Source organism: Streptomyces sp. ASQP_92 (assembly GCF_025399895.1).
GTDB lineage: Bacteria > Actinomycetota > Actinomycetes > Streptomycetales > Streptomycetaceae > Streptomyces.
This window is the reverse complement of the sequence record NZ_JAODUA010000019.1, coordinates 98,619-109,946: the sequence shown is the minus strand read 5'-3', so window position 1 is coordinate 109,946 and position 11,328 is coordinate 98,619. Positions and strand designations below refer to the sequence as shown.

Sequence of the window (11,328 nt, the reverse complement as noted above, 5' to 3'; positions counted from 1 at the left end):
TATTTATGGACCCTTGGTCCCAGCGTTCACGCTGGGACCAAGGGTCTTTTTGTTTTTCCGCTTTGTTTTGCCGAAGCGCGTCGGGCAGCCGACTGCGCGAGAATGACTGTAGTACCCGAAGACTAGGAGTCACGATGTCCACCAACTCTCCCGACGATCGTCCGGAGCGCGAGCCGCGCCGTCAGGACGGTGGTGACCGGGGCGGCTACCGCGGTGGCCGAGACGACCGCGGTCCGCGTCGTGACAACGACCGAGGTGGCTACGCAGGACGTCGTGACGACAGTCGTGGTGGCTCCTCCACCGGTGGCTCTTCCGGCGGTGGGTACCCCCGCCGCGACGACCGTGGTGGTCGCCCCGCCGGTGGTGGCAGCTCGTACGGGCGTCGTGATGACCGTCCGGCTCCGCGTCGTGATGACGACCGTGGTGGGTTCCGTCGCGACGACAACCGCGGAGGCTCCGCCGGCGGCGGTTTCCGACGCGATGACAACCGTGGTGGCTCTGCCGGTGGTGGCAGCTCCTACGGGCGCCGCGATGACCGTCCCGCCCCGCGTCGTGATGACAATCGCGGTGGCGGCAGCTCGTTCGGCCGCCGTGACGACAGCCGTGGTGGGTCTGCCGGTGGCGGTTTCCGCCGTGACGACAGCCGTGGTGGCTCTGCCGGTGGTGGCAGCTCCTACGGGCGTCGTGATGACCGTCCGGCTCCGCGTCGTGATGACGACCGTGGTGGGTTCCGCCGTGATGACAACCGTGGCGGTGGCGGCGGTTTCCGTCGGGACGACCGTCCGGCCCCGCGCCGTGACGACAACCGCGGTGGTGGCAGCTCCTACGGCCGCCGTGACGACCGCCCGGCTCCCCGCCGCGATGACGACCGTGGCGGTTTCCGTCGTGACGACAACCGTGGTGGCTCTGCCGGTGGTGGCAGCTCGTACGGGCGTCGTGATGACCGTCCGGCTCCGCGTCGTGATGACGACCGTGGTGGGTTCCGCCGTGACGACAACCGCGGTGGTAGCGGCGGTTTCCGTCGTGACGACAGCCGTGGCGGGTCCGCCGGTGGCGGTAGCTCCTACGGGCGTCGTGATGACCGTCCGGCGCCTCGTCGTGATGACGACCGCGGTGGGTTCCGCCGTGATGACAACCGTGGCGGTGGCGGTGGTTTCCGTCGGGACGACCGTCCGGCCCCGCGTCGTGACGACAACCGCGGTGGTGGCAGCTCCTACGGCCGCCGTGACGACCGCCCGGCTCCCCGCCGTGATGACGACCGCGGTGGATTCCGTCGCGATGACCGTCCCGCCCCGCGCCGTGATGACGACCGTGGCGGGTTCCGTCGTGACGACAACCGTGGCGGTTCTGCCGGTGGTGGTAGCTCGTACGGGCGTCGTGACGACCGCCCGGCGCCTCGTCGGGACGACGACCGCGGTGGATTCCGTCGGGACGACCGTCCGGCCCCGCGCCGTGACGACGACCGCGGCGGGTTCCGTCGCGACGACCGGGGCGACCGCGGTGGTTACCGTGGGCGTGACGACCGGCGTGACGACCGTCCGGCTCCCCGTCGCGACGACGACCGGGGTGGCTATGGGCGTCGGGACGACCGCGACCGGGATCGTGACCGCGAGCCCGTCAAGCGGCTGCCGATCGATGAGGACGTCACGGGCGACGAGATCGACGCCGACGTCCGCCAGGAGCTGATGAGCCTTCCCAAGGGTCTCGCCGAAGAAGTGGCGTGCAACCTGGTGATGGTGGCGCGGCTCATCGACGACGAGCCCGAGCAGGCCTACGCCTACTCCCGCATCGCGCTGCGGCTCGCCTCCCGCGTCGCCGCCGTCCGCGAGGCCGCCGGCTTCGCCGCGTACGCCACCCAGAAGTACTCGGAGGCGCTCGCGGAGTTCCGTGCCGCGCGCCGGATGACCGGATCGGTCGAGCTGTGGCCCGTCATGGCGGACTGCGAGCGCGGCCTCGGCCGTCCCGAGCGGGCGCTGGCGATGGCCGGTGAGCCCGAGGTGCAGAAGCTCGACAAGCCGGGCCAGGTCGAGATGCGTCTGGTCGCGGCCGGTGCGCGCCGGGACATGGGGCAGCTCGACGCGGCCATCGTGACCCTGCAGAGCCCCGAGCTCGCGTCGAACTCCGTACAGCCGTGGACGGCGCGCCTGCGCTACGCGTACGCCGACGCGCTGCTGGCCGCCACCCGTGAGGACGAGGCCCGCGAGTGGTTCGCCAAGGCGCTCGAGGCGGACAAGGACGGCTCGACCGACGCCTCCGACCGGCTCGCCGAGCTGGACGGGGTCGACTTCGTCGACGCCATGGTCGAGCACGACGACATCGACGCGGACGGCGACCTCGATGGCGGCGGTGACCTCGACGCTCCGCGCGGTGAGGTCGAGGACGCCCCCGAGTTCGACGACGAGGGTGAGGAAGAGGACGACTTCGAGGGCGACGACTCCGATGTCGTCCGCGCCGCCGAGGTGGTCGACGCGGCCGAGGTCATCGACGCCGACCTGGTGGAGTCCGCGCCGAACGAGGCCGTTCCGTCGGTCGACAAAGCCGACAAGGCCGACAAGGTTGAGCAGAGCGAGCAGAGCGACAAGGACGCCTGACGTCGGGGTGATGTCTGAGCGTTGAGGAAGAGGAAAGAGGCGGTGCCCCCGGTGGGGCGCCGCCTCTTTTCGTTCCGGTGCCCGAGGAGGGGGCGATTTTTTCGTCTGCCGACCGTGCGTGGCTGGTCGCGCAGTTCCCCGCGCCCCTAAGGGGGTTGCAGTAAGCCCGGCCCCGCCCCCGTGTATGGCGGCCGTGGCTGCGGTCACCGGGCCCGGTGGGTGGGGCCGCTTCGGGTCAGTTCACCGTCAGGCTGCGCAGGACCAGGCCCGAGGCCGGCTTCGGGCCGAAGGAGGTCGACTTGCGGGGCATGGTGACGCCCTGGCGGGCCAGGTCCCGTACGACCTCCTCGCGGACCGGATGCATCAGGACGGCCGTCTTGCCGTGGCGTTCCGCCTGTTCGACGGCGGCCGCCGTGTCGTGGATGTACGCGATCTCCTCGGGCGTGTCCGGAATCCGCCAGATGTCGTCGAGCAGGGTCGAGTGCAGCACCGTCGCGTCGAGCGAGCGCCAGGCCGGGGGCCGGTCGGCGCGGATCGTACGCGCGAGGAGTGCCTCGTCCGGGCGGTCCAGGAGGTGGAAGGGGCCGTCGCCCGCGAGGAGGAAGGCGTTGCCGTCGCGAGCCGCCTCGCCGAGGGCCTCCAGGGCGCGGGGGAGCGGGACGTCGAGGGTGCGGACGCGGAAGGCGCCGGACCCGGTGACCGCTGCGAGGGCCTTGGCCACCGGAACGCGGTGCAGGAGGCGGTGGATGGCGCGGACCCGCAGTGGATAGCGGGCCGTGTCCACGAGGAGGACCAGGCCGAAGTCCCAGGGGCCCGGCGAGGCCTGCTCGTCGCGCAGCCGAAGGTAGGTGGCCCAGCGGTGGTGGCCGTCGGCGATCACCGCCTGGTGGGCGGCGAGGTCGGCCTGGACCTCGGCGAGGTCGGCCGGATCGGTGAGCGCCCACAGGCGGTGGCGGAAGCCGTCCTCCGTGGTGGTGCGCAGGAGCGGTTCGCGCTCGATGGCGCGGTCGATGACGGCGGTCGCGCCGGTCGGGGTGCTGGTGCCGCGGTAGGTCAGGAGCAGCGGTTCGAAATGGGCGGCGGTGGTCCGCATGAGGGCCGCGCGGTCCTCGACGACGTGCGGCATCACGTCCTCGTGCGGCAGGACGATGCCCGCGGCCGGTTCGGACAGCGCGAGGGCGCCGATCAGACCGCGCTGGAGGATGCCGTCGCCCTCTTGCTCGTAGACGTACAGGGCGGGCTCGGGGTCGGGGGCGAGAACGCCCTCGTCGAGCCAGTCGTCCAGGGTCAGGGCGGCCTGCTGGTTGCGGGCCGCCGGTGAGGAGGCCTGCGGCAGGATCAGCCGGACGATGTTGTACGGGTCGGCGGATTCCAGGTGCAGCAGACCGTCGGGGCGTACGACCACGTCGTACGGCGGCGAGGTCACGGCGGCGAGGCTGCCCACCCGCTCGGGAACATAGCGCAGTCCGCGGAACGGGATCAGGCGCAGCCCGAGGTCCGCACGCCCAGTTGTGCTCATCCGTGCATGGTATGTGGGGTTCGGGCATACGCGATGATCGGGGGGAGAGCATCGATCGAGGAGTGGATGAAGATGAGCCAGACCGGCCGGATCACGCCGAGCGGCAGCGAGCGGACGCTGAACGAGGCGTACGACACCGCCCTGCTGGATCTGGACGGGGTGGTCTACGCGGGCGGCGCCGCGATCGCACACGCCGTGGACGCGCTCGCCGCGGCGCGGGACGGCGGAATGCACCTCGCGTATGTGACCAACAACGCGCTGCGGACGCCGGACGCGGTGGCCGCGCATCTGACCGAGCTCGGGGTGCCGGCCGAGGCGTCCGACGTGATCACCTCGGCGCAGGCGGTGGCTCGGCTCGTCTCCGATCAACTCCCTGAAGGATCAAGGGTGTTGCTCATCGGCGGCGAGGGGCTGCGGGTCGCCCTCGAGGAGCGCGGACTCGTACCGGTGGAGTCGGCCGACGACGATCCGGCCGCCGTGGTGCAGGGGTACGGTGGCCCGGACATCACGTGGTCGCGGTTCGCGGAGGCCTCCTACGCGGTGGCGCGCGGGGTGCCGTGGTTCGCGTCCAACACGGATCTGACGATTCCGAGCGGGCGGGGCATCGCGCCCGGCAACGGCGCGGCGGTCGAGGTCGTGCGCATCGCGACCGGGGCCGAGCCGCAGGTGGCGGGCAAGCCGCTGCCCCCGATGCACCGGGAGACGGTGCTGCGGACCGGCGCGAAGAAGCCGCTGGTGGTCGGCGACCGGCTCGACACGGATATCGAGGGCGCGCACAACGGCGGGGTCGACTCGCTGCTCGTCCTGACCGGGGTGACGGACGGCGCTCAGCTGCTGGCCGCCCGGCCCGAGCACCGGCCCACCTTCGTGGACGCGGATCTGCGGGGTCTGCTGACCAGGCAGCCCGAAGTGAGCGGGGAGGACGGCCGGTTCACCTGTGGCGGCTGGACCGCGTCCGTCGCCGACGGGGAGTTCGCGCTCGACGGGGACGGCGAGGCGATGGACGGGCTGCGGGCGCTGTGCGCGGCGGCCTGGAGCCGGGCCGGGGACGGCGTGTGCGAGCTGGACGCGGCGAAGGTGCTGGCACGCCTGGGGCTGTGAGGCCCGCACCGGGGGACTCGTGACCGCGGGCGGGCCCCGGCGGCCGGGGGTCCTCTGCGGCCGGGGGTCCTATGCGGCGGAGGGTAGGCTAACCTAACTTCCGTGTTGGTAGACAGTCCTCCTCAGCCGCGCGACGGGACCACGTCCGCGCCCCCGGCCCCGACCGCCAAGCGCCGTACGGTGCGCACCGCGGGTCTGTTCGTGTCCGTGGGCGCGCTGGCGGTCGTCGCCGTCGCCAGCATCGCGATCGGCGCGAAACCGATGTCGCCGGGCGATGTCTGGCACGGCCTGTTCCATGCCTCCGGCACCGCCGACGACGTCCTCATCCATGACGTACGGGTGCCGCGGACGCTGCTCGGGCTGCTGGTCGGGGCCGCGCTCGGGCTTGCCGGGGCGGTCATGCAGGCCCTCACCCGCAACCCGCTCGCCGAACCCGGCATCCTCGGGGTCAACGCGGGAGCGGCCGCCGCGGTGGTCTCCGCCATCAGCTTTCTCGGCGTCAACTCCCTTACGGGATATGTGTGGTTCGCGTTCCTCGGGGCGGGTGTGGTGTCGGCGGCGGTGTACCTCCTCGGTGGCAGCCGCGCCGCGACACCCGTGCGGCTCGCGCTCGCGGGGACCGCGACCAGCGCCGCGCTCTACGGCTACATCAACGCCGTCCAGCTCACCGACTCCGCGGCCCTCAACCAACTGCGGTTCTGGCAGGTCGGCTCGCTGGCCGCGGCCGACATGGCGACCGTCCGCAAGGTCGCGCCGTTCATCCTCGTCGGGCTCGTCGTGGCCCTGCTGCTCGCCCGGCCGCTGAACGCGATGGCGCTGGGCGACGACACCGCCCGCGCGCTCGGCACCCGGCTGACCCGCACCCGGGTCGCGTCGATGGCCGTGGTCACCCTGCTGTGCGGGGCGGCGACCGCCGCCTGCGGGCCCATCGTGTTCATCGGCCTGATGGTGCCGCACATCGTGCGGGCCATCACCGGGCCCGACCTGCGGTGGATCCTGCCGTACGCGGCGGTGCTCTCGCCCGTGCTGCTGCTTGGCTCGGACGTGGTCGGACGGGTCGTCACCCGGCCCGCCGAACTCCAGGTCGGCATCGTGACCGCGCTCATCGGCGGACCCGTCTTCATCCATCTCGTACGGCGCAAGAGGATGGCCCAGCTGTGAAGGCGATACGTACCCCCGGCGGCCTCTCCTTCCGGGCCGAGCCGCGCGCGATGGCCGTGATCGGCGGGCTCGCCGCGGTGGCACTCGCGGCCGGCGTCGTCCTGATCGGCACCGGCGACTTCACCATCGCGCCCGGCGACGTCGTAAGCAGCCTGCTGGGATCGGGCACTCCCGCGCAGGACTTCATCATCAACGAACTGCGGTTGCCGCGTGTGCTCGTGGCGCTCCTGGTGGGCGCCTCGCTCGGCATCTCCGGAGCCCTGTTCCAGTCCATCTCCCGCAATCCGCTGGGCAGTCCGGACGTCATCGGCTTCGGCCAGGGCTCCTCGGTGGGCGCGCTCACCGTCATCGTGTTCTTCCACGGCGGCGCGGTCGCCGTCTCCCTCGGGGCGCTCCTCGGCGGCCTCGCCACCGGTCTCGCCGTGTACCTCCTCGCCTGGAAGAAGGGCGTGCACGGCTACCGGCTCGTGCTCGTCGGCATCGGCGCGGCCGCCATGCTCACCGCGGGCATCCACTATCTGCTCACCAAGTCCACCCTGGTCGACGCCACCCGCGCGATGGTCTGGCTCACCGGCTCCCTCGACGGGCGCGACTGGGCCCAGGTCTGGCCGCTGCTCGCGCTGTTCGCGGTGCTGCTTCCGGTGGTCCTCGCCTACGGCCGTCCCCTGCGGATGCTGGAGATGGGCGACGACGCGGCGTACGCGCTCGGCGTGCCGGTGCAGCGCACCCGTACCGTCCTGATGCTCGCGGCCGTGCTGCTCAACGCCTCGGCGACCGCGGCCGCCGGGCCCATCTCCTTCGTTGCCCTGACCGCGCCCCAACTGGCCCGCCGGCTCACCCGCGCCACCGGCCCCAACATCCTCGCCTCCGCCTGCATGGGCGCGACCCTGCTGGTCGTCGCCGACTGGGGCGCCCAAAGGCTGTTCGGCGAGAGCACGCTGCCGGTGGGGGTGCTGACCGGGATGGTGGGCGGCGTCTATCTGCTGTGGCTGCTCGTGACGGAGCGGCGGGCGGGGCGGATATGAGCGGGTGGTGTCCTGGGCGTTCGGCCGCGGCCCGGCTGTCCGTCACCGAGTGCCGGGCGGGGCGGGTATGAGTCGCTCTCCCCGGCCCGGCCCCAACTCCCTTACGGCTTACGGTTCTTCTGGCAGGAGTACGAGCATGCAGCGCCTCAGCGCCGAATCGGTCACCCTCGGCTACGACCAGCGGGTGATCGCCAAGGATCTGTCGGTCGAGATCCCCGACCACTCCTTCACGGTGATCGTCGGCCCCAACGCGTGCGGCAAGTCCACCCTGCTGCGGGCCCTGTCCCGGATGCTCAAGCCGAGCCTGGGCCGGGTGCTGCTCGACGGGCAGAGCATCCATGCGCTGCCCGCGAAGAAGGTCGCCAGGACGCTGGGACTGCTGCCGCAGTCCTCTGTCGCGCCGGACGGGATCACGGTGGGGGACCTCGTCGCGCGCGGGCGCTACCCGCATCAGGGGCTGCTGCGGCAGTGGTCGCCCGAGGACGAGCGGATCGTCCAGGAGTCCATGGAGGCGACGGGGGTCGCCGGGCTCGGGGAGCGGTACGTCGACGAGCTGTCCGGCGGGCAGCGCCAGCGCGTCTGGATCGCCATGGCGCTGGCCCAGCAGACGCCGCTGCTGCTGCTCGACGAGCCGACGACGTTCCTCGACATCCAGCACCAGATCGAGGTGCTGGATCTCTGTGCGCAGCTCCATGAGGAGCAGGGGCGGACGCTGGTCGCGGTGCTGCACGACCTCAACCAGGCGGCGCGGTACGCCTCGCATCTCATTGCCATGAGGGAGGGGGAGGTGGTGGCGGAGGGGGAGCCGTCGTCCGTGGTCACGGCGGAGCTGGTCGAGCGGGTGTTTGGTGTGCGGTGTCAGGTGATTGCTGATCCTGAGACGGGGACGCCGTTGGTTGTGCCGGTGGGGAGGCGGCGGGTGGCTCTTTCGGGCTGATTCTTCCCCACCCCGCCCCTTCCCGAGACCCTCCGGGGGTGTGAGTGGGTGGGCGCCTCTCCTGGGGCTCCGCCCCAGACCCCGTATCGCGCCTTAAGGGCGCTCGTCCTCAAACGCCGGACGGGCTGTAGGTGCCCCAGCACCCCTGGGCGGGGGCTCCGCCCCCTGCACCCCCGTTCGCGCCTTAAGGGCGCTCGTCCTCAATCGCCGGACGGGCTGAAGGTGCCCCAGCACCCTCGGGCGGGGGCTCCGCCCCCTGCACCCCCGTTCGCGCCTGAAGGGCGCTCGTCCTCAAACGCCGGACGGGCTGAGGTGGCCTGTGCTGGCCCGCACCGAGTAATTAAGGGGCGCGGGGAACTGCGCGAGAAGCGAGCACGGTCCGCACACGACCGCGGGTTTTGGGGGCGCGGGGAACTGCGCGAAATGCCCGCGCCCGGCGGCGGGGCAAGGGGCTCGGGGGCACCGCGGAGGGGGTTGGTCAGAGGAGGGCGCGGAGGCGGAGGAGGTCTCGGAAGCCGGCTTCCAGGCGGACCCTCCCCGACGCCCACGCCTTCGCGAAGTTGAGCTCGCCCCCCACCAGGGCCACCAGGTCGTCCCCCGCCATCGCCAGCCGGATCTGCGCCCGAGCCGGGGGCGCCCCCGGCACCGTGTCGTGGACCTCGATGCGGCCGTTCCGCAGCCGGCCCAAGAACGTGACGTCCAGGTCCGTGATGTGGCAGCTCAGCGAGCGGTCCAGCGCGGCGGCGGCATGCAGGTCGCCCTCCGCGCGGGCCAGATTGTCCGAAAGTTTGTCGAGTGCCGCGCGGCACTCCTCCGTCGTCGCCATCGTGACCGACCGTACCTCAGGGCTTCGCGGTAGCGTCGTGGCATGAGCGACTCGACGCCGGCTGACGCGGCGGAACCCGAGGTGGGCGGCCCCGTGCCGCTGGACGTGCCCCGTGCCCCCACCGGCGAAGCCGGCATCGACGCCCTCGTCGAGCGGCTCGGCGACGTGGACCACCTCGGTACGGACGGTCATCTGGAGGTGTACGAGGATGTACACCGGGGGCTGCGCGACTCGCTGAGCGCGCTGGACGCCCGCCCAGGGCCGGCTCCCTCCCCGGGGGCGGCGCCGGGAACCTCCGGATCGCCCCGGCCGTTGGCCGACCGACGCCCCTGACGGCCCGCCGGGCCGCCCGACACTACGACTACAGGAGCTGAACCGAACGTGGCAGGAGTGGCACGCCGCCGCCTCGACGCCGAGCTGGTGCGCCGGAAACTCGCGCGGTCGCGGGAGCACGCCGCCCAGCTGATCGCCGCGGGGCGGGTGAGCGTCGGCAGGACCGTCGCCACCAAGTCCGCCACCCAGGTCGAGACCGCCGCCGCGATCGTGGTGGTCGACGACGACAGCGATCCGGACTACGTCTCGCGCGGCGGCCACAAGCTGGCCGGGGCGTTCGAGGCCTTCGTCCCGCTCGGGCTGAAGATCGAGGGCCGCCGCGCCCTCGACGCCGGCGCTTCCACCGGCGGTTTCACCGATGTGCTGCTGCGCGCCGGGGCCGGACACGTGGTCGCCGTCGACGTCGGCTACGGACAGCTCGCCTGGTCGCTCCAGAGCGACGAGCGGGTCACCGTGAAGGACCGTACGAACGTACGCGAGTTGACGCTCGACGACCTCGACGGACAGCCGGCGGACCTTGTCGTGGGCGACCTCTCCTTCATCGCGCTCGGCCTGGTGCTGCCCGCCCTGGTGCGGTGCTCGGCGCCCGACGCGGACCTGGTCCTCATGGTCAAGCCGCAGTTCGAGATCGGCAAGGACCGGCTCGGCAGCGGCGGCGTCGTGCGCAGCCCCGAGCTGCGCGCCGAGACGGTGCGGACGGTGGCGGCGCAGGCGGCGGCGCTCGGCCTCGGCGTGGTCGGCGTGACCGCCAGCCCGCTGCCCGGCCCGTCCGGCAACGTCGAGTACTTTCTGTGGCTGCGGGCCGGGGCGCCCGCGCTCGATCCCGCGGACGTGGAGCGCGCAGTGGCGGAGGGACCCCGTTGAGCCCGTCGGAGAACAACCCGCAGAGCGGCACGGCCACCCGGACCGTGTTCCTGCTCGCGCACACCGGAAGACCCGCGGCCATCCGCAGCGCGGAACTGGTCGTCAGGGGCCTGCTGCGCAGCGGCATCGGCGTACGGGTGCTGAGCGCCGAGGCGGCCGACCTGCCGCTGCCGGCCGAGGCGGAGATCGTCGAGGACGCCAGCCCCGAGTGCCTGGACGCCTGCGAGCTGCTGATCGTCCTCGGCGGTGACGGCACCCTGCTGCGCGGCGCCGAACTCGCCCGCGCCTCCGGGGTGCCCATGCTCGGCGTCAACCTGGGGCGCGTCGGCTTCCTCGCGGAGGCCGAGCGCGACGACCTCGACAAGGTCGTCGACCGGGTCGTGACGCGCGCCTACGAGGTCGAGGAGCGGATGACCCTCGACGTCGTCGTGCACAACAACGGCGATGTGGTGCACGAGGACTGGGCCCTCAACGAGGCGGCCGTCCAGAAGGTGTCGCCCGAGCGGATGCTGGAGGTCGTCCTGGAGATCGACGGCCGCCCGGTGACCGGATTCGGCTGCGACGGCATCGTATGCGCCACGCCGACCGGTTCGACCGCGTACGCCTTCTCGGCCGGGGGCCCCGTGGTGTGGCCCGAGGTGGAGGCGCTGCTCATGGTGCCGATCAGCGCGCACGCCCTGTTCGCCAAGCCCCTGGTCACCTCGCCCGACTCGGTGCTCGCCGTCGAGGTGCAGCCGCACACGCCGCACGGCGTGCTGTGGTGCGACGGGCGGCGCACCGTCGAACTCCCTTCGGGCGCGCGGGTGGAGGTGCGGCGCGGGGCCGTTCCGGTGCGGCTCGCGCGGCTGCACCACGCCTCGTTCACGGACCGCCTGGTCGCCAAGTTCGCGCTGCCGGTGCAGGGTTGGCGCGGCGCGCCGCACTGACCGGGCCGGACGAGGGGTGTTCAGGGCGCGCCCGGTGTCCTGAAC

At 72.5% G+C, this 11,328-nt stretch carries 11 protein-coding genes; 9 read left to right on the top strand and 2 right to left on the bottom strand.

The window, feature by feature from the left end:
* Positions 1 to 240: 240 nt before the first annotated feature.
* Both N4G70_RS37215 and N4G70_RS30585 read left to right on the top strand, forming a co-directional pair.
* A complete protein-coding gene (locus N4G70_RS37215; protein WP_261716012.1) occupies positions 241 to 1,686 on the top strand; it encodes a hypothetical protein in 1,446 nt (481 codons plus the stop codon).
* Positions 1,686 to 2,591 carry a tetratricopeptide repeat protein gene (locus N4G70_RS30585; RefSeq protein WP_261716011.1) on the top strand — a complete coding sequence of 302 codons (906 nt, stop codon included), beginning with the start codon at positions 1,686 to 1,688 and terminating at the stop codon, positions 2,589 to 2,591. The genes N4G70_RS37215 and N4G70_RS30585 overlap by 1 nt, the downstream gene beginning before the upstream one ends.
* Positions 2,592 to 2,826: 235 nt before the next feature.
* Here the strand turns inward: N4G70_RS30585 and N4G70_RS30580 are convergent, their stop codons facing one another.
* Positions 2,827 to 4,110 carry a DUF1015 domain-containing protein gene (locus tag N4G70_RS30580; RefSeq protein WP_261716005.1) on the bottom strand — a complete coding sequence of 428 codons (1,284 nt, stop codon included), beginning with the start codon at positions 4,108 to 4,110 and terminating at the stop codon, positions 2,827 to 2,829.
* 72 nt (positions 4,111 to 4,182) lie between these two features.
* Here N4G70_RS30580 and N4G70_RS30575 point away from each other — a divergent pair, with 72 nt between their 5' ends.
* The 4 genes from N4G70_RS30575 (at position 4,183) to N4G70_RS30560 (ending at position 8,334) form a co-directional block, all read left to right on the top strand.
* Positions 4,183 to 5,211, top strand: a complete 1,029-nt coding sequence (locus N4G70_RS30575; protein WP_261716004.1) for an HAD-IIA family hydrolase — start codon at positions 4,183 to 4,185, stop codon at positions 5,209 to 5,211.
* A 102-nt stretch (positions 5,212 to 5,313) separates the two neighbouring features.
* Positions 5,314 to 6,372 (top strand): iron ABC transporter permease, encoded by a 1,059-nt coding sequence (locus N4G70_RS30570; RefSeq protein ID WP_261716003.1) that lies wholly within the window; start codon positions 5,314 to 5,316, stop codon positions 6,370 to 6,372.
* 50 nt (positions 6,373 to 6,422) lie between these two features.
* Entirely contained in the window at positions 6,423 to 7,397 is a 975-nt protein-coding gene (locus tag N4G70_RS30565) for a FecCD family ABC transporter permease (RefSeq protein WP_399037428.1), read from the top strand.
* 136 nt (positions 7,398 to 7,533) lie between these two features.
* Complete coding sequence (locus tag N4G70_RS30560; RefSeq protein ID WP_315904309.1) at positions 7,534 to 8,334, top strand: ABC transporter ATP-binding protein; 801 nt, start codon at positions 7,534 to 7,536, stop codon at positions 8,332 to 8,334.
* 478 nt (positions 8,335 to 8,812) lie between these two features.
* Here the strand turns inward: N4G70_RS30560 and N4G70_RS30555 are convergent, their stop codons facing one another.
* Positions 8,813 to 9,160: an SCP2 sterol-binding domain-containing protein gene (locus tag N4G70_RS30555; protein WP_261716000.1), complete on the bottom strand. Its 348-nt coding sequence runs from the start codon at positions 9,158 to 9,160 to the stop codon at positions 8,813 to 8,815.
* Positions 9,161 to 9,202: 42 nt separating this feature from the next.
* Between N4G70_RS30555 and N4G70_RS30550 the strand changes: the two genes are divergently transcribed.
* Genes N4G70_RS30550 through N4G70_RS30540 form a run of 3 tightly spaced genes read left to right on the top strand, consistent with a single transcriptional unit; the run spans position 9,203 to position 11,283 of the window.
* Positions 9,203 to 9,493: a hypothetical protein gene (locus N4G70_RS30550; RefSeq protein ID WP_261715999.1), complete on the top strand. Its 291-nt coding sequence runs from the start codon at positions 9,203 to 9,205 to the stop codon at positions 9,491 to 9,493.
* Positions 9,494 to 9,541: 48 nt separating this feature from the next.
* Positions 9,542 to 10,357 carry a TlyA family RNA methyltransferase gene (locus N4G70_RS30545; protein WP_261715998.1) on the top strand — a complete coding sequence of 272 codons (816 nt, stop codon included), beginning with the start codon at positions 9,542 to 9,544 and terminating at the stop codon, positions 10,355 to 10,357.
* A complete protein-coding gene (locus N4G70_RS30540) occupies positions 10,354 to 11,283 on the top strand; it encodes an NAD kinase (protein WP_261715997.1) in 930 nt (309 codons plus the stop codon). The genes N4G70_RS30545 and N4G70_RS30540 overlap by 4 nt, the downstream gene beginning before the upstream one ends.
* Positions 11,284 to 11,328: the final 45 nt, after the last annotated feature.